The 19124-nt window shown below is 62.1% G+C and carries 12 protein-coding genes and 1 tRNA gene; 4 read left to right on the top strand and 9 right to left on the bottom strand.

What is annotated here, in order from left to right:
- Positions 1 to 68 precede the first annotated feature (68 nt).
- Positions 69 to 2060: a DNA topoisomerase IV subunit B gene (gene parE / locus PHAMO_RS13350; RefSeq protein WP_193372223.1), complete on the top strand. Its 1992-nt coding sequence runs from the start codon at positions 69 to 71 to the stop codon at positions 2058 to 2060.
- Between the two features lie 275 nt (positions 2061 to 2335).
- On the opposite strand, the gene scpA is transcribed toward parE, so the two are convergent.
- From scpA to PHAMO_RS13335, 3 genes are read right to left on the bottom strand one after another with little or no spacing between them, the layout of a single operon-like run.
- Positions 2336 to 4537: a methylmalonyl-CoA mutase gene (scpA, locus tag PHAMO_RS13345; protein WP_040567226.1), complete on the bottom strand. Its 2202-nt coding sequence runs from the start codon at positions 4535 to 4537 to the stop codon at positions 2336 to 2338.
- On the bottom strand, positions 4537 to 6522 hold the full coding sequence (locus PHAMO_RS13340; RefSeq protein ID WP_002730068.1) for a methylmalonyl-CoA mutase family protein: 1986 nt from the start codon (positions 6520 to 6522) through the stop codon (positions 4537 to 4539). Before PHAMO_RS13340 ends, scpA begins: the two co-directional genes overlap by 1 nt.
- Positions 6523 to 6578: 56 nt before the next feature.
- Complete coding sequence (locus PHAMO_RS13335) at positions 6579 to 8009, bottom strand: bifunctional ADP-dependent NAD(P)H-hydrate dehydratase/NAD(P)H-hydrate epimerase (protein ID WP_002730067.1); 1431 nt, start codon at positions 8007 to 8009, stop codon at positions 6579 to 6581.
- 96 nt (positions 8010 to 8105) lie between these two features.
- Here PHAMO_RS13335 and PHAMO_RS13330 point away from each other — a divergent pair, with 96 nt between their 5' ends.
- On the top strand, positions 8106 to 9359 hold the full coding sequence (locus tag PHAMO_RS13330; RefSeq protein ID WP_002730065.1) for a D-amino acid dehydrogenase: 1254 nt from the start codon (positions 8106 to 8108) through the stop codon (positions 9357 to 9359).
- 6 nt (positions 9360 to 9365) lie between these two features.
- Here PHAMO_RS13330 and PHAMO_RS13325 read toward each other — a convergent pair whose 3' ends face one another.
- The 5 genes from PHAMO_RS13325 to gph form a co-directional block, all read right to left on the bottom strand.
- Positions 9366 to 10280: a bestrophin family protein gene (locus tag PHAMO_RS13325; protein WP_002730063.1), complete on the bottom strand. Its 915-nt coding sequence runs from the start codon at positions 10278 to 10280 to the stop codon at positions 9366 to 9368.
- A gap of 139 nt (positions 10281 to 10419) precedes the next feature.
- Positions 10420 to 10494 (bottom strand) — tRNA-Val (locus tag PHAMO_RS13320).
- A gap of 123 nt (positions 10495 to 10617) precedes the next feature.
- Complete coding sequence (locus tag PHAMO_RS13315; protein WP_235720849.1) at positions 10618 to 13149, bottom strand: EAL domain-containing protein; 2532 nt, start codon at positions 13147 to 13149, stop codon at positions 10618 to 10620.
- Positions 13119 to 13565, bottom strand: coding sequence for a response regulator (locus PHAMO_RS13310; RefSeq protein ID WP_002730058.1), 447 nt, complete (start codon positions 13563 to 13565; stop codon positions 13119 to 13121). The genes PHAMO_RS13315 and PHAMO_RS13310 overlap by 31 nt, the downstream gene beginning before the upstream one ends.
- Positions 13566 to 13722: 157 nt before the next feature.
- Positions 13723 to 14676, bottom strand: coding sequence for a phosphoglycolate phosphatase (gph, locus tag PHAMO_RS13305; protein WP_002730057.1), 954 nt, complete (start codon positions 14674 to 14676; stop codon positions 13723 to 13725).
- A 94-nt stretch (positions 14677 to 14770) separates the two neighbouring features.
- Between gph and glmU the strand changes: the two genes are divergently transcribed.
- Together glmU and glmS are read left to right on the top strand one after the other, a co-directional pair.
- Positions 14771 to 16114, top strand: a complete 1344-nt coding sequence (glmU, locus tag PHAMO_RS13300; RefSeq protein ID WP_002730056.1) for a bifunctional UDP-N-acetylglucosamine diphosphorylase/glucosamine-1-phosphate N-acetyltransferase GlmU — start codon at positions 14771 to 14773, stop codon at positions 16112 to 16114.
- 6 nt (positions 16115 to 16120) lie between these two features.
- Positions 16121 to 17944: a glutamine--fructose-6-phosphate transaminase (isomerizing) gene (gene glmS / locus PHAMO_RS13295; protein WP_002730055.1), complete on the top strand. Its 1824-nt coding sequence runs from the start codon at positions 16121 to 16123 to the stop codon at positions 17942 to 17944.
- A gap of 37 nt (positions 17945 to 17981) precedes the next feature.
- Here the strand turns inward: glmS and PHAMO_RS13290 are convergent, their stop codons facing one another.
- Complete coding sequence (locus tag PHAMO_RS13290; protein WP_002730054.1) at positions 17982 to 18869, bottom strand: class I SAM-dependent methyltransferase; 888 nt, start codon at positions 18867 to 18869, stop codon at positions 17982 to 17984.
- Positions 18870 to 19124 lie beyond the last annotated feature (255 nt).

Here is a 19124-nt window from a genome sequence, read left to right as displayed (position 1 = left end):
TGTATTGGGGGCGTGGTGCGCCACAGCATGGGCTTGCACCCGGCGGCCACCCCCCTATAATGCCCGCCATGTCAGACCTGTTCCAGCAGCTTGCTCCCAAAAGCACCGACTATTCCGCCAAGGACATCGAAGTTCTTGAAGGACTTGAACCCGTTCGCCGTCGTCCCGGTATGTATATCGGCGGTACCGACGATCGCGCTCTTCATCATCTTGTCGCCGAAGTGCTCGACAATGCGATGGACGAGGCGGTGGCTGGCCATGCCAGCTGGATCGAGCTGGAATTGTCGGTAGACGGTACCGCGACGATCCGTGATAACGGGCGCGGCATCCCGATCGACCCTCACCCTAAATTCCCAGACAAGAGTGCGTTGGAAGTGATTCTGACGACGCTGCATTCGGGTGGAAAGTTCGGCGGCGATGCCTATAAGGTCTCGGGCGGTCTGCACGGCGTCGGCGTTTCGGTGGTCAACGCCTTGTCCGACAAGCTGGTGGTTGAGGTCGCGCGCGATCGCACCTTGTACAGTCAGACTTTCTCACGCGGTCTGCCGATGGGGCCGCTGCAAAAGGTCGGCCCGGTTCAAAACCGGCGCGGTACGGCCGTGATGTTCCATCCCGATCCGCAGATTTTCGGCGAGCGAGCGCATTTACGCGCCGGTCCAATGTACAGGCTGGCCCGCTCCAAGGCGTATTTGTTCCGGGGCGTCGAAATTCACTGGAAGTGCGACCCGCTGCTGATCGCCGAGAACGACGAGATTCCAGCAAAGGACACCTTGCACTTCCCCGGCGGTCTGTCCGATTTTCTGCGTGCCGTTTTGAAAGAGCGGCCGCTGGTCACGCGCGATCTGTTCGACGGTACTGCGCCGCTGGCCGACGATATGGGACAGGTCGAGTGGGCGGTGGCGTGGCCAGAAGATGACGAGGATGGTTTCGTCAACACCTACTGTAACACTGTCCCGACTCCCGATGGTGGCACCCACGAAGCCGGGTTCCGCACCGCGCTAACCCGTGCTCTGCGTGCGCATGGCGATCTGGCAGGCAATAAGAAAGCGGCGCAGATCACCGCGGAAGACGTGATGGCTGGCGCTTGCGTGATGGTCAGCCTGTTCTTGCGTGATCCGCAATTCCAGGGGCAGACCAAGGAAAAGCTGGTCAGTCCCGAGGCGGCGCGGTTGGTGGAAAATGCGGTCAAGGATCGGCTGGACCATTGGCTGTCGGCGGACAAGGCATCGGCCGCCGCGTTGCTGTCCCGTCTGATCGATCGCGCCGAGGAACGGCTGCGTCGTCGTCAGGCCAAGGAAATGAACCGCAAGACCGCGACCAAGCGGCTGCGTCTGCCCGGCAAGCTGGCCGACTGTTCGCGCTCGGTCAATGTCGGTACCGAACTGTTTCTGGTCGAGGGCGATTCCGCCGGTGGCTCGGCCAAGCAAGGTCGTAACCGTGAGACCCAGGCGATCCTGCCCCTGCGCGGCAAGATCTTGAACGTCGCCTCGGCCTCGTCCGATAAAATGCGTCAGAATCAGGAACTGAAAGATCTGATGGAGGCGCTAGGCTGCGGCACTCGCGAACATTATGACAGCGAGAAGCTGCGCTACGAAAAAATCATCATCATGACCGACGCCGATGTTGACGGTGCTCACATCGCTTCGCTTCTGATGACCTTTTTCTATCAGGAATTGCCCAATCTGATCCGCGACGGTCATCTCTATCTGGCGATGCCGCCATTGTTCCGCCTCGCTCATGGCCAGACCGTCGTCTATGCCCGCGACGACGCTCATAAGGAAGAACTGCTGCGGACAGTTTTCGCGGGCAAGAAAAATATCGAGATCAGCCGGTTCAAGGGTCTGGGCGAAATGCCGCCGTCCCAGCTCAAGGAAACCACGATGGACCCGGCCCGGCGCATCCTGCTCCAGGTCACTATCCCCGCGTCCCGCACCGAAGAGGAAAAGGAAGAGGGGAAGGAAGTTGCCCGGCTGGTCGAAAGCCTGATGGGCCGTAAGCCGGAACTCCGCTTCCGCTTCATCCAGGAACACGCTCGTTTTGCCACCGACCTCGACGTTTAGGGTCGGTGGGGGGGGCGGGCAGCCGCGCGGGTTCCGCTAACGCGGCCGGGTTTTTGTATTCCGCTGGCGCGGCCGGGCTATCGCCCGGACCCATTTGGAGGCACAGCCTCCAAGCCTCCCGTTTTATTGAAAGCGGTGGGTGTTCGGGAGGCGGAGCCTCCTGATACGGGGATTGGGGGCGCACAGCCCCCCAAAGCCGCCCTGACCACTCCCCCCCCAAAGAAAAACCCCCACCGCCTGGCCCAGGCGGTGGGGGTTTTGACGTTGGACGGTGTTTAGGCCGCCAGTGACGGATAGCCCAGACGCTCGGCCAGCTTCTTGAGCAGATCCTCGGCGGCGTCGCTGATGATCGTTCCGGGCGGGAAGATCGCGGCGGCACCAGCTTGATACAACTCGTCCCAATCCTGGGGCGGGATAACGCCACCGACGACGATCATCATGTCCTCGGCACCCAATTTGGCGAGTTCTTCGCGCAGCTTCGGCACCAGGGTCAGGTGACCGGCGGCCAGCGACGAGGCTCCGATGATGTGGCAATCGTTCTCGACCGCCTGACGGGCTGCTTCTTCCGGGGTCTGGAACAGAGGTCCGACATCGACGTCAAAACCAAGATCGGCGAAAGCGGTGGCAATCACCTTCTGGCCCCGGTCGTGGCCATCCTGGCCCATCTTGGCAACCATGATGCGGGGACGGCGGCCGTCCAATTCCTGGAAACGGCGGACCAGTTCCTGAACTTTCGACACGCGACCGGCCCCCCGGCTGTTGATCTCGCCGGCATAGACGCCGGAAATGGTGCGGATTTCCGCCTTGTGACGGCCATAGACCGTTTCAAGCGCCGACGAGATTTCGCCGACGGTCGCCCGCGCTCTGATCGCATCGACCGACAGGGCGAGCAGGTTACCCTCGCCAGTTTCCGCCGCTTTGGTCAGGGCGTCGAGGGTCTGCTGGCAGCGAACCGAATCGCGTTCAGCCCGCAGCTTCTGAAGCTGGGCGATCTGGCTGGCTCGGACGGCGGTGTTATCAACCTTCAGGACGTCGATCGGCTGGTCGTCTTCGACCTGATACTTGTTGACGCCCAGCACCGTTTGACGACCCGAATCGATTCTGGCCTGGGTGCGGGCGGCGGCTTCCTCAATCCGCATCTTGGGAATGCCGGTCTCGATTGCCTTGGCCATGCCGCCGGTGGCTTCGACTTCCTGGATGTGAGCCCAGGCGCTTTCGGCCAGTTCACGGGTCAGCCGCTCGACATAATAGCTGCCGCCCCAGGGATCGATCACGCGGCAGGTGCCGCTTTCCTGCTGGAGGAACAACTGGGTATTGCGGGCGATGCGGGCCGAGAAATCAGTCGGCAGAGCCAGCGCTTCGTCCAGCGCGTTGGTGTGCAGCGACTGAGTATGGCCCTGGGTTGCTGCCATCGCTTCGATACAGGTGCGCGGGACGTTGTTGAATACGTCCTGCGCGGTCAGGCTCCAGCCCGAAGTCTGCGAGTGGGTGCGCAACGACAGCGACTTGTCGCTTTTGGGGTCGAACTGCTTGATCAGCTTGGCCCACAGCATGCGCCCGGCGCGCATCTTGGCGACTTCCATGAAGAAGTTCATGCCGATTGCCCAGAAGAACGACAGGCGCGGCGCGAACTGATCGATCGTCATTCCGGTAGCAATGCCCGCGCGAGCATATTCAACGCCATCGGCCAGGGTATAGGCCAGTTCGAGATCGGCGGTGGCTCCGGCTTCCTGGAGGTGATACCCCGAGATGCTGATCGAATTGAATTTCGGCATGTTTTGCGCGGTATAGGCAAAAATGTCCGAAATGATCCGCATCGAGGGCTTGGGCGGATAGATGTAGGTGTTGCGGACCATGAACTCCTTCAGAATGTCATTCTGAATGGTTCCTGACAGCTTATCCGCGCTGACGCCCTGTTCCTCGGCGGCGACGATATATCCGGCGAGAACCGGCAACACCGCACCGTTCATCGTCATCGACACACTCATCTGGTCGAGCGGGATGCCGTCGAACAGCGTCTTCATGTCGAGGATCGAATCGATCGCCACCCCGGCCATGCCGACATCGCCCGGCACACGGGGATGATCGGAATCATAGCCACGATGAGTAGCAAGGTCGAACGCGACCGACAGACCCTTCTGACCCGCCGCCAGATTGCGGCGGTAGAAGGCGTTGGATTCCTGTGCGGTAGAGAAGCCGGCATATTGCCGCACCGTCCAGGGCTGGTTGACGTACATCGTCGGGTAGGGGCCGCGCAGGAAAGGCGGCAGGCCGGGCAGGGTGTCGAGATGGTCGAGACCCAGCAGGTCGGCACCGGAGAACAGCGGCTTGACGTCGATCTGTTCCGGGGTCCGCCACAGCGACGAGGCCGCGCCATGTCCGGTCTCGGCGGCATAACGCTCCTGCCACGAGCCGAGATCGCTCTGCGCATCGGCGCCGCTCAGGGGCAGGGTGGAGAAATCGGGAAAGCTCGACATCACGCACAGACTCCGAGACGGGCGTGGGCGGTCCGCAGGGTGGCCAGCACGTCACAGCCCACAAAGATAAATTCATCGACACCGGCACCGGTATAGTCCGCCTTGCGCTCGCCAGGGTTGCCGGCGAGGTACAGACAATCGGTTCCGGCTTGCTTCAACGCCTGGGCAAAGGCGACGGCATGGCTTTCGTACAAGCCGTCACTACCGCACAGGGCGACGATGCGGGCACCGCTGGCCTTGAAGGCGGCAACGCAGGCTTCGACCTCGGTAAATCCGTCATTGCCAAGGGTTTCGATACCGCCCGCCTCGAAATAATTCTTGGCATAGGTCGCCCGCGCCGTGTGGCTGGCAACCGGACCGAGATTGGCCAGGAACAGCCTGGGCCAGTTTCCGGTGCGGTTGCGGAACGCTTCGGCGGCATCGCGCAAGGCCTCGAACGCTTCGCCCAGGCGATGGCGGGGCAGGGGAGCGATGTTCACGCCCGGCTCTGCCGGGCTACCCGCTCCGACCAGATAGCTGGCGGCTTCGGCCCGCAACGGCTTCAGATCGGGGCGAGACCGTTCGACCGGGCGTTCGTGCAGATTGGGGAATTCGCTGATGCCGGTCAGCGAATCCTTGCGCTTGGCGATATTCTTTTCGCGCTCGGCCCAAGACAGGGCGATCCGTTCGGCCAGCGAGCCATCAATCAGTGCCGCCGCCATACCGCCCGCGCTCTCGATCTTCTGGAACTCGGTCCAGGCCGCTTCGGCGACCTGACGGGTCAGGGTCTCGACATACCAGGACCCGCCCGCCGGATCGATCACTTGGGACAGTGACGATTCTTCCTTCAGCAGAATCTGGATATTGCGGGCAATGCGGCGGGAGAAAGCGTCCGACGGTCCCAGTTCGGCGTCGAACGGCAATACCGCAACGCTATCGGCACCGCCGACACCGGCGGCGAATCCGGCCACGGTGGTCCGCAGCAGGTTCACCCAGGGGTCGCGCCGCGACATCATCCGGCGGCTGGTCCGAGCGAGAAGGCGCATCCGGCGTGCGGATTCGGGTGCGCCGCAGGCTTCGGCGATTCTGGCCCACATCATCCGCGCCGCGCGCAGCTTGGCAATCGACAGGAACTGATCGCAATCGACCGACAGGGTAAAGACGATCTGCCCCAGCGCGGTGGCGATGTCGAGACCGGCGGCGGTCATTGCCTTCAGATAGGCGGTGCCGGTCGCCATCGCGGCGGCCAGTTCCTGGGTCGCGGTGGCTCCCGCATCGTGATACGCGCCGGTATCGACGCCGACGGCGGTGGCGTGTGGCCAATCGCGGGCGGTGGCAGCGGCGACCGCAGCCATCCGCGTCAGGCTGTCCTCGATCGGAGCGGAAAGCCGTCCTTCGGTGGCCAGGGTGCCCAGCGGATCGAGTCCGAACGACCCACGGGCCTGATCGGGAGTGGTGCCTCGTGCGCGCCACAAATCGGTAAGCAACTCGGCGGCGCGTTCGGCGCTGGCACCAGCTTCCAGTGACAACGGCACGAATTCGAGCAGAACGCCCTTCAGCGTGCGGTCGAGATCCTCTGGCCCGTGGATCGCGATGCCGCCTTCACCCCACAGGGCGGCCTCGGTGGTGCGGCCGCTGCGGGCGGCGCTGTCGAGGCGGAGATGAATCGCGGTGGCTCCGCGTAGCAGATCGTCGAGGATCGCGGTGTTGGCGTCGGCGGGCAGAGAAGCATTGTGCTCGCTCCGGATTTCCCATCCATCGACTCCGGCACCCGAGGCGCGGCCGCCTCGTGCGAACGGGCTGGCTCCTGGAAAGCCAGACGGATCGGTTTCACCCGCCACATCTGTGCGAGTGTAAAGCGGCTGAACCACGATCCCTTCGTAAAGCCGTGTCAGCAGCTTCTTATCAAAGGGGGCGCCCTTCAGCGCCTTATCGACGAGCGCCAGCCACTGCGCGCGATCGGGAACGGGAAATTCGGACGCAAGTTTCAAGGAAGGGTCACTCATGGTCTCAACCTGATGTCACACAATGGCGGGCACTATACGCGGAGGAACGGAGCGTATCAGGCGAAAAATGAGGGTATTCGTAACGATTCCATCATATCTTCCGCAATCATCCCCCGTCCGGCCAGGCGACCGGCCCGACCGTGCAGTGCAGCACCGCTTGCCGCCGCTTCGAACGGAGGTAATCCCTGGGCCAGTAATCCGCCAATTATTCCGGCAAGGACATCGCCTGAACCTGCGGTGGCAAGGTCGGGGGGCGCGTCGGTGACGATTCTCGTCCGTCCGTCGGGGTGGGCGATCACCGTGTCCGGTCCTTTCAGCAGCATGACCGCGCCAGATCGCGCCGCCGCCATCCGGGCGCGGGCCAGTCGGCTTCCCTCAATGCTGCCGAATAGGGACGTATATTCGCCGTCGTGCGGCGTCAGCACCGCCAGGGGGGAAAGCGCCGCGAACAGACGATTGGGGGCATCGCGAAAGCTGGTCAGAGAATCGGCGTCGAGCACCGCGGCTCGTCCCGTGGCGAGAACGGCCAGCGTTCGATCCGCCGTTTCCGCGCTTCGTCCCGCGCCGGGACCGATCACGATCGCGTTGCGGCGCGGGTCGGACAGCAGAAGCTCAAACGGTTCCAGCGCAGTGATCAAGGTGCCCGGTTCGGTCGCCCGTAGCGAGGCCAGCGTCTCGGCTGGCGCGGCGATGGTCGCCAGCCCGGCTCCGATTCTCCGTGCCGCCAGCGCCGCCAGACGGGCCGCTCCGGTCATCGAACCTCCCGCGACGACCAGGACGTGGCCACGCCGGTATTTGTGCCCGTCCACCTTGGGGGCGGGGGGAGGAACTGCCATCGCCTCGGCGGTCTTCGGTGCGATCTCGGTCAGCACGGAATCCGGGATGCCGATGTCGGCCACGGTGATCACGCCGCATTTGAGGCGGCCCGGCAGTAGGCAGTGTCCCGGCTTCTTGCGGAAAAAGGTGACGGTGGCGAGGCAATCCGCCGCTGCGCCAAGGATTTCGCCGCTATCACCGTCCACGCCCGAGGGAACATCGATCGCGATCGTCGGCAGGCGGCGGCGGCCAATCTCCTCGATTACGTCGCGGGCAATACCGTTAAGCGGTCGGGATAGACCGGCCCCGAACAGGGCATCGATCACGCCGCCGCATCCATCGAGGGAGCGGAGCGACAATGTTTCGACCGGGCCGGTCCAACGCGCCGCCATCAAGGCGGCATCGCCGCGCAATTGTCCGCGTTCGCCCAAAAGCGCGACGCGCACTGGCCACCCCCGCCGGGCCAGCAGACGCGCCGCGACAAATCCATCGCCGCCATTGTTGCCGGGTCCACATAAAATAGCGACCCGGCGGCGTGGTAATATGCGGGTGGCCTGTCGCGCCACCGCCCAACCGGCGGCTTCCATCAGATGCTCGCCCGCGAAGCCCGAGGCAATGGTCAAGGCATCGGCGCGAGCCATTTCGGCGACGGTAAGAAGTTCCTGAGCCATGCATCGAGCCTATCGCGGCTATGCTGCATTTGCCAAGGGCGGGCCGCTGAACTACATGCTGTATTGGATGCTTCTTTTCGTCATGGAGGATTGCTGGTGAAGATCATCGTCATCGGAGCGGGCGTGGTCGGGACCACCACCGCCTGGTATCTGACCGGAGAGGGGCACGAGGTCGAGGTTCTGGAGCGGCGTGAGGCTGCCGGACTTGAAACCAGCTTCGCCAATGGTGGTCAGATTTCTCCCTGCCATACAGATCCTTGGGCCAGCCCGACAGTGCTCCCCAAGATTTTGCGCTGGCTGGGGCGTGAGGATGCGCCGCTATTGATGCGCTGGCAGCGTTGGGACCCCGAATTATGGGCTTGGGGTCTTCGTTTCCTGGCGAATTGCACCCATCGACGGGCGGCAATTAATACTGAGCGCGCCCTCCGTCTGGCCATGTTTTCGCGTCAGTGCCTGCGCGATCTCCGTGAGGAAACCGGAATCGCCTATGACCAGAGAATCGCCGGTATCCTCCATATCTATCGGGATGGCCGCGAATTCTCCCATGCCTGCGTCACAGCCGGACTGATGCTCGATCACGGGCTGGAGCGATTGGTGAAGAATCCGGCCGAGTGCGTCGGAATCGAACCGGCCCTTGCCACAGTCGCACCCGCTCTGGCCGGTGGTATCTTCACCCCCGGCGATGAAAGCGGCGATGCCCATCGCTTCACTCAGGCGCTGGCTGATCTGGCGACGGCGCGCGGGGCGCGGTTCCGCTGGAATGTCGCGGTGCAGGGATTGGTGCGCGACGGCGACCGTATCGGCGGTCTGGTCACGGAGAACGGGACCGTCCAGGCTGACGCCTATGTCCTGGCGACCGGCTGCGTCAGTCCTGCCTTGGTTCAGCCGTTGGGGCTGTACCTGCCGATCATTCCGGCCAAGGGTTACTCACTCACTGTCCCGGTCGATAACCATCTCGGCGCTCCCATCGTCTCGATCACCGACGACGAACACAAAATCGTCTATTCCCGTTTGGGCGAACGCCTGCGCGTTGCGGGGACTGCCGAAATGACCGGCTTCGACTTGGTTCTGACGCCATCGCGGGTAGATGCGATCAAGGCGCGGGCGCAGGAGATGTTCCCCGATGGCGGCGATTACAGCCGCGCCGAACCGTGGACAGGGTTGCGTCCGACCACACCGGACGGAGTGCCTCTGATCGGTGCAACTCCGTTCCGTAATTTGTGGCTGAATACCGGCCACGGTACTCTGGGCTGGACGATGGCTTGCGGTTCGGGTCGCCTGCTGGCCGATCTGATCACCGGGCGTCATCCTGGAATCGATCCCGCCGGGCTGGGGATGGATCGGCTGTAATTTCTACTACATCAGGCAAGACTCGACCGGCTGAAGCATCTCCGGCAGGTCGGTCTCGCCCAAGGCGTCGCGCAGATCGATCTCGATCCGGCGACTGATCGCGTCGAGCGGTAGATTGTTGGGCAGCATTCCGAACGGGTCTTCGATCTCGTCAGCGATCGTGTCTAGGCCAAAAAAAGTATACGAGATTAGCCCGACCACCACCGGGGTGGCAAAGCCGATCGTATCGACCAGACCGAACGGCAGCATAAGGCAATACATATGCGCCGTGCGATGCAGCAGCAGGGTGTAGGAGAATGGTAGCGGTGTGCCGCTGATTCGTTCGCACCCTGCTTGGACTCCGGCCAGGGCGGTGACATTTTCCTCGATACTGACCGCCATCATCGGAGTCACCCGTCCCTGGGCGGTGGCGGCGGCCAGATCGGCACTGAAGGCGCGTAAAATCCGGTTGGGAGGATTGACCGAGTTCAGCACGTCCCGGCGTTCGTTTTCGGGCAGGAAGGCGGCGCTGTCACAATCTTCGCTGCCGCGCAGGGCGTGGCGCAAGGCGTGCGTGAATGCGATGATCCGGCGCACCTGAATCGCCGGAAGATCGTCGCCATTCGGGCTGATATGGTTCAGGGACAGTCGGGCCAGCGAGCGGGCGTGGATCACCAGATCGCCCCATTGCTTGCGCCCTTCCCACCATCGGTCATAGGTCGCGCTGTTGCGAAAGCCGAGAAAGATCGCCAGAGCCAGACCAATCAGGCTGAAGGGGATCGGTGTCAGGGTAATCTTGGTGTCGAACACCCGTCCATGCAGGATCGTGACGCCGATGGCGATACAGACGGTGGTCGTTACTTCCCATTTGATACGGTGAAGGATGGAGCCGCGCACGGCGAAGAACAGACGCCAGGCAGCGGGTCGGTCTCTGACGATCATGACGTGGATGTCCGGGGCAGGGGGGAGCCTGCCGCTTTATACCCGATTTCATCGTCAAAAGAATGGGGCGATGTTTTTAGAGTATCGTGCGCCAAACGTGATGCACGATAGGATGCATCGCAACGGCATCTGAGGGGAATGGTGGGCGCGACAGGGATTGAACCTGTGACCCTTCGCGTGTGAAGCGAATGCTCTCCCGCTGAGCTACGCGCCCTAAAACCATTTCCTGCGGGCCGCTTCGGTGGCTGTCTGGGGGCTTCCCCTTCGGCTCCGCTGCGGAGGCCGACCTTCTACCCAATTCTCCGAGGTGATGCAATGGTTAAATCGGCGCTGGCGATCATATTCTGTTCGCCAGCGCCGGAGGTGGGATTCCTTGCCGCAAAAAGGCGGTCATTTCTTCTGTCGGCAAGGGAGGGCTGAACAAAAAGCCCTGGAGCAAGTCGCACTCATAGCCAATCATGCTGGTCAATTGTTCGACGGTTTCGATTCCCGGAGCGACCACTCGGATATGCAGGCCGTGGGCGACCGCGACAATGGCTTGAATTACCTCGGTGTTCCCCGAACTGCCGGCAGGGTCGCGGACCAGATCCTGGCTGATCTTCAATGTATCGGTTCTCATCTGGCGCAGCAGGCTGAACGAGGAATGGCCCGAGCCGAAATCGTCGATTGCAATGCCGATTCCCAGTGTCTTGAGGCTGGTGAACAGGCTGTCGGTTTTCGGTCCCTTCTCGGTCAAGCAGGATTCTGGCAGATCGAATTCCAGCATCGCCGCGGGCAGGTTACTTTCAGCCAGCGCTGCCGCGATTTCGTCGGCCAGGGTGGACGCGTGGAACTGGCGCGCCGACAGATTAAGGCACACTCGCGGAGGGGCGATGCCCTGATCCAGCCACAATCGGGTCTGGCGGCAGGCTGATTCGAGTACGAGACGGCCAATCGGAAAGATCAGCCCGGTTTCTTCTGCCAGGGGGAGGAAATGGTCCGGTGTCATCAGGCCGATTTCGGGGTGATGCCACCGCAACAGGGCCTCGACCGCCATCACCCGACCGGTATCGGCAGCGAACACCGGCTGGTAATAAAGCTCGAATTCGTTACGTTCAACAGCGAGACGCAGCGAATTTTCCAGTCCAAGCCGCTCGAACGCCTGGGCGTAAACGGATTCGGAGTGAAAGCGGCACGCGTTACGGCCCTGATTTTTGGCCTGATACATCGCAGCGTCAGCCAGCTTGATCAGTGTCTGCGGATCGTCGCCATCGTTGGGGTAAAGGGCAACGCCGATCGATGAGCTGATTCGCGCTTCGTGGCCCTGAAGATCGAAGGGTTCCGCCATTAATGACAGGATTTTCTGGGCGACGATGGCGCTGTCGCGAGCCTCGGTGACGTCTTCGAGAATTACGGTGAACTCGTCGCCGGCCAGCCGGGCGATGGTGTCCCCCTGGCGTACGCACGAGGACAAGCGTTCGGCCACCTGTTGCAGCAGGCAATCGCCAGCAAGGTGTCCCAATGTGTCGTTGACCTGTTTGAAGTGGTCAAGGTCGATGAACAGCAGGGTTACGATCGAGTGATTGCGATGGGCGCGGGTCAGGGCGCGCGACAGCCGTTCCTGGAACAGGGTGCGGTTGGGCAGTCGGGTCAGTGGATCGTGGTTGGCCTGGTAACTGAGGCGTTCCTCATCTTCCTTGCGCGAGGTGATATCGGAGAATACCGCGACGTAATGGGTTAATCGGTCGTGTTCGTCGCGAACCTCGGCGATATTCAGCCATTCGGCGAACATCTCACCTGTTTTGCGCCGATTCCACACCTCGCCCTGCCAGCGCCCGGTTTTGACCAGACTCTCGTTCATCCGGTCGTAGAACTCGGGAGGATGGCGACCCGAGGCGAGAATGCGCGGTGTTTTGCCCAGAACGTCCTCGGGGGCATAGCCGGTCAGCACGGTAAAGGCGGGGTTGACGTGGATGATCCGCCGCCGCTCGTCGGTAACGAAGAGTCCTTCGCCGGTATTCTCGAACACCGTCGCGGCAAGACGCATGTGATCCTCAAGCCGCTTGGTCTCGGTTACATCCTCGACCACGGCGACGGCATGCCGCAACTGACCTGCTTCGGTGTCGCGGATCGGGGTCACGGTAAGGCGGCCCCAACGTACCGTTCCGTCACGGTTGAGATAGCGCTTGGTGATGTCGCAGCTTTCGATCTCGCCGCTGATGACCTGCCGGTATAGATGGTTGACACTGTCGCGATCATCGGGGTGCGAGATGTCGCGGAAGGTCATGAGGTGTAGTTCGGATTCGCTATAGCCAACCATCGCGCAGAAGGCGGGGTTGCAATGCAGATAACGCCCCTCGGCGTCGGTCAGGATCACGCCTGCCCCAGCATTGTCGAACAAGGCGCGAAACCGCGCCTCGCTTTCGCGCAGGGCGGCGTCGGCTCGCGACCGTCCGATGGCATAGCGGATCGCCCGGCGCACCAAATCCCCTTCGCCCTGGCCCTTGACCAGATAATCCTGTGCGCCCTGACGCAAAGCCTCCAGCGCCAGTCTTTCATCGACGGTGCCAGTCAGGACGACGACGGGGAGCGTCGGGGCGGCCTGACGCAATTGAGCTAGACCGTCCAGGCCAAAAGAATCCGGCAAGGACAGGTCGAGCAACACCACGTCAACCGGGTGCGTTTTGAGAAATTCAAGCGCTTTGGACAGGTAGCTGACGCAAGTGACAGCGAAGGGACGGGCCTGATCCTCTTCCAGATAGGCTTTTACCAAGCGGGCGTCGCCGGGGTTGTCCTCGACGACCAGGACCGACAGAACCGGAGAGGGAGACGGCGGAGCCATGGTGGCGTGGCTTTTATTCAGCGAGGCGGCAGCGTTACCACCGAGCACCAATATTCCTCGATCGAGCGTACCACCGAAATGAAGCGATCGAGGTCAACCGGCTTGGTGATGTAGCAATTGGCGTGCAGATCGTAGCTGCGCAGAATGTCCTGACCCGCCTGCGAGGTCGTCAGGACGACAACCGGAATGCGGCGCAGTTCGGGGTCTTCCTTCATTTCGGCCAGAACCTGACGCCCATCCTTGCGGGGCAGGTTGAGATCGAGAAGGACCAGATCGGGGCGGGGCGAATCGGCATAAATACCCTCGCGTCGCAGATAGGCCATCGCTTCGACACCGTCGACCACGACCTTCAGACGACTGGTCATCCGCCCTTCCTTCAGGGCCTCCTGAGCCAGACGGGCATCGCCGGGATTGTCCTCGACCAGAAGGATGTCAAAGGTTTCAGGTGCGTTCCGTTGGCTCAATGGTATCTCCCCTTTCGGATAGGAATATCCTTTTGGAGTATAATAGAGGCTTGGCTCTGTTGGAAACCTGCTTGCCAGCGCCGACGATGCCCAGCGTTCCTCCATCCGATGAACAGGGAATGGGGTAGAAAGACTGTGGACGAAATCTATTGTAGCGTTATGGCGTTTCGGGCACCAGCCACTCGAGTCGTTCGAAGATCGGGGCTACCAGTTGGTCCAACTCGTTCGTGGTGGCCTCCAAGACATCTTGCTCCAACTGGCCGAGTCGGTCTGCCAGGGATGATTCGCCGAACATTGAGCATTTACCGCGCATGGCATGGACATGATCGAGCAAAGCGGCCCGGTTGGAATCGTGGAGTAATTCGCGCAGCCGTGTGCGGTCGGCGGCCATTTCGCGAGCGAAGGACGACACCATTCCCACCAGTTCCGGCGGTGGCAGATCGAGACCCAATACGGATGGCAACTCCCGGTAATCGTCGATGATCCGATCCGCTCCCAGTTCGGCGACCGGGCCGTGGGCATATCCGAACGAGACGGCCACGGTCGGCACGCCTGCCGCCCGTGCCGCAGCGATGTCGTTGAAGGAATCGCCCACCATCACTGCCTGAGCCGCAGTAACGCCCAAGCGGTCGAGAATTACGTGGATATGGGTGGGGTCGGGCTTCAGCACCGGCGTGTCGTCGGCCCCGACCACGACATCGAAGAACGGGGCAAGTCCCAGCTTGGACAGAACCACGGCGGTCGCGCCGCTGGGTTTATTGGTACAGACCGCCAGAAGCAGACCGGCCTCTTTCAGTCGGGTCAGGGTCTCGATCACCGCAGGCCAGGGGCGGGTCGATTCTGCCGAGCGCGGCTCGTAATCGGCCATGAACCGTCGCAGTAATTCCCCGACCTCCACCGTCACCGGGCCTCCCGTCGTCATGAACGCCCGCTCGACCAGAATTGCGGCTCCGCCGCCGACCAACGCCTTCACCGCTTCGGCGGACAGGGCGGGGCGGTCCCACTCCGCCAGCATCCGGTTGACTGCCGCCACCAGATCCGGCAGGGAATCGATCAGCGTGCCATCGAGATCGAACAGAACGGCACGAGGTGACGAGGGGGTGAGCGACATCGAAACCTACCGTAACAAAGATTGACTTGGCCGTTGGCGACCGTTGTGGCACGTTGCCGCGACTGCCGCAACAGATTGGGTTCACGCCGCTATTATGGCTTCCCGCGCGCTTGCTGTCATCGTCCTTGCCGCCGGCATGGGCACCCGTATGAAATCCACTTTGCCCAAGGTGATGCATCCTCTGGCCGGTCGGCCGATGATCCGTCACCTGATGGACACGGTGCATTCTCTTTCCCCCGACCGCGTTGTGGTCGTCGTCGGTCCAGACATGGACTCGGTCGGCGCCGCTGTCGCCCCGGTTCCCACTGTGGTCCAGACCCAGCGTTTGGGTACCGGTCATGCCGTGGCCCAGGCCCGCGCTGCGCTAGGCGAGTTCGACGGCGATGTCATCGTCCTTTATGGCGATACCCCGCTGATCACCGCCGAGACGCTCCAGCGGTTGCTGGCCGAACGGCGCGGTCCCCGCGACCCGGCCGTGGTGGTGCTGGGCTTCAAGCCCGATAAGGCCAGCCAGTATGGTCGGCTGGTGGTCGGTGCCGAAGGGCTGAAGGCGATCGTTGAATATCGCGACGCCACCCGCGAGCAGCGTGAAAATCCGTTGTGCAATTCCGGCGTCATGGCGCTGGACGGGCGGCGGATGTGGAGTTTGATCGATCGGATCGACCCCACGACCAACAGCAAGGGCGAATATTACCTGACCGACGCGGTGGCGTTGGCTCGTGCCGATGGCTGTTGTTGCTGCTTCGTTGAGGGCGAGCAGATCGAACTGCTCGGCGTTAATTCCCGAAGCGAGCAGGCCGTTGCCGAAGCGGTAATTCAGCGCAAACTGCGCGACGCGGCGATGGAGGGGGGGGCGACTCTGATCAACCCTGAGTCGGTGTGGTTCAGTTGGGACACCAAGATCGGCCAGGACGTCGTTATCTGGCCGCACGTCGTGTTCGGGCCTGGCGTGACAATCGGCAATCGGGTCGAAATCCGCGGTTTCTGTCACTTCGAGGGCTGTACGGTTGCCGATGGTGCCACGCTTGGCCCGTATGCCCGCCTGCGTCCCGGCGCTCAGATCGGAGTGTCGGCTCATATCGGCAATTTCGTCGAGATCAAGGCCGCAACCGTCGAGGCCGGGGCCAAAGTCAACCACCTGACTTATATCGGCGATGCCCGTATCGGTGCCGGAGCCAATGTTGGCGCGGGAACGATTACCTGCAATTACGATGGCTTTTCGAAGTCCTTCACCGATATCGGTGCCGGAGCCTTCATCGGTTCGAACAGCGCTCTGGTTGCGCCGGTCAAAATCGGTGACGGCGCGATTGTCGGGGCGGGTTCGGTTATCACGCGAGAGGTCGCTCCGGGGGCTCTTGCCGTGGCACGTGGATTACAGGCGGATATGCCCGGCTGGGCCGATAATTTCCGGGATCAGCAGCGCGGTAAGAAGGGATAATCGGCCATGTGCGGAATCGTCGGAATCGTTGGTCGGCAGGATGCCGCGCCGTTGTTGGTCGAAGGGCTGCGACGGTTGGAATATCGCGGCTACGATTCTGCCGGGATTGCCACCCTGGTCGAAGGGCGGATTGAACGCCGCCGCGCCGAAGGGAAATTGGTCAATCTTGAGAACCTGCTAAAGGTTCAGCCTTTGGGGGGCAGCACCGGCATCGGTCATACCCGCTGGGCCACTCACGGCGTTCCGACCGAGCGCAATGCTCACCCTCACGCCACCGCCCGTGTTGCCGTGGTCCATAATGGCATCATCGAGAACTTCCAGGAACTGAAGGCCGAGCTGACCGCCGCCGGTCAGGTGTTCGAAAGCGACACCGACACCGAGGCGGTGGCTCAACTGATCGATTACCTGCTCATTCAGGGCTTCGATCCGGTAGAGGCGACCGACCGTGCCCTGGCCCGGCTCCAGGGCGCGTTCGCGCTCGGGATCATCTTTGCCGGCCGTCCTGAAATGATGATTGCCGCCCGCCAAGGGTCGCCGCTGGCAATTGGCTATGGCGATGGCGAGATGTATCTGGGGTCCGACGCGCTGGCGTTGGCACCGTTGACCCGGCGGATCAGTTATCTCGACGATGGCGATCGCGCCGTGATTACCGCGACCAGTGCTTCGGTGTGCGACCGGGACGGACACCCGGTCGAGCGTGAAGTGCGCCAGACCAACCTGTCCGGGGCTCTGATCGGCAAGGGGCAGCACCGCCACTTCATGCTGAAGGAAATCTTCGAGCAGCCGGAAGTGATCGGCGGCACCTTGAAGACGATGCTGAACCCAGCGGAACGCACGATTACCTTGCCGTATCTGCCGTTCGATCTGGCCGGGATCGGGCGGGTGCGCATCATCGCGTGTGGGACGTCTTATTACGCAGCAATGGTCGCCAAATACTGGATTGAACAGCTGGCCCGTGTTCCGGTCGAAGTCGATATCGCCTCGGAATTCCGCTATCGCTCGCCGCCGCTGGAGCAGGGCGGTCTGGCGATCTTCATTTCGCAATCGGGCGAGACAGCCGATACCCTGGCGGCGCTACGCCATTGCCGTGCCAACGGCCAACATTGTTTAGCTCTGGTCAACGTCCCGGAAAGCACGATTGCCCGCGAGGCCGACGGTGTGCTGGAGACGCTGGCCGGGCCAGAAATCGGCGTTGCCTCAACCAAGGCGTTTACCACTCAATTGACGGTGCTGGCCTGCCTAGCGGTGGCGTTGGGGCGGGCTAGGGGAGCGCTGGACCGCGCTGCCGAGGCAGAGGTCTGCCGCGCTCTGGCCGAGGTGCCGTCTCGCGTTGCCGACGTGTTACGCGACGATAGCGCGATCCGTGCCATTGCTCCCTCGATCGCCGAGGCGCGCGACGTGTTGTATCTTGGACGCGGCACCGGCTATCCGATCGCGCTCGAAGGCGCGCTGAAGCTGAAGGAAGTCAGCTACATCCATGCTGAAGCGTATGCTGCTGGCGAACTAAAGCACGGTCCAATCGCTTTGATCGACGATTCCGTGCCGGTTATCGTGATCTGCCCATCTGATCATCTTTACGATAAGACGGCATCGAACGTTCAGGAAGTCGTTGCGCGTGGGGGGCGGGTCATCTTTTTGTCCGACCGGCACGGCATCGCCCGTTTGTCGGCCAAGGTGGCCGCGACGATCGAACTGCCCGAAGTCGCGTCTTTTGTCGCTCCGTTGCTCTATGCAATCCCGGTGCAGATGCTGGCCTATCACGTTGCCGTAGCCAAAGGCACAGATGTCGATCAACCTCGTAACCTTGCCAAGAGCGTTACCGTCGAGTAGCTGACGGAGTTCCGCTCGACCAGGATTTTTCGGTCGATCAGAGGTGGGCCAGAATCACCTTGTAGAGCGCGGTTTCGTCGAGGGTCGTGCTGCTGCGGAAGTGAGCCGCGACAACAGGTTCGTAGGGCAATTGGCGGTTGGCGACGAACAGCAACCGTCCTCCCGGCACCAGCGCGGCGGCGGCGGCGGCGATGAAGGCGCGACCGAGGTCGATATCGGTCGCCTTGCCCTGATGGAAGGGCGGATTCATCACCACGATGTCGAAGGTCGCCTTGGGCAAACCGGCCGCGACGTCATGCCAATGAAAGCCGAGGCGGGCCGGGCTTGCCACGCGGCTGAGATTGAGTTTCGCAGCTTCAATCGCGTGCCATTCGGCTTCGAATAAATCGAGCGAGGCGATTGCAGGGGCGCGATCGAGCAGAGCGAGCGACAGATAGCCCCATCCGGCCCCCAAATCCGCGACACGTCCGGATAAATCGGCGGGGATGTGCTTGGCCAACAACGCCGATCCGGCGTCGATTTTGTTCCAATTGTAGAGACCAGGACGAGACCAGCAGCCGGTTTCCGGTACCAATTGTGTCCGTCCGGCCTCGGCCCAATCGGCGAGGGTGGGCGGAATCGTGTCGCCGCGCTTGGCCCAGAATACCTTGCAATGCGATTTCGACAGCGCGGAGACGCCGCCGATCGCGGCTTTGAACGCACGCTCAATCGACCCGGCCCCGACGTCGTTGCTTCCTGCGCAGACGAGAATTCCGCCTAATTTTAGCGCGGCCCATCCCCGCCCCAAATTAGCGAGGGTCTCGGCCTTGTGTTTGGTTATCAGGCAGAGACCAAAATCGTATCCATCATCGGTTAGGTCGGGGACGACGGTGACGCCGTTCTGGCGCAATGTTTCGAACGCAGGTTTGAACCCCTGTTCGCACACGATGGATCGGTGCCAACCAGGATCGAATGGTCCCTCTGCACGCAGAAAAAAGCCGCGTCCTGGTTGCGGATGGGGGAGAATTCCCTTGGCAAAGGGATATAAGAGGGCGGTCAAGGATTCAGACATCGGCTCGACATAACGGATCGCCGCTGCTTTTGTCCACCCCGGCGTCACCTCTCGACGCTGCTGTTGCGACGACCTATGCTTTTACTCAGCGGGTGGCGCGTTCTGCCACCGTGTCATACGTGTTCGAGG

This window comes from Magnetospirillum molischianum DSM 120 (assembly GCF_000294655.1).
Classification (GTDB): Bacteria; Pseudomonadota; Alphaproteobacteria; order Rhodospirillales; family Magnetospirillaceae; genus Phaeospirillum; species Phaeospirillum molischianum.
Note: the sequence above shows the minus strand (reverse complement) of the source record. Positions and strands in the feature narration are given on the sequence as shown.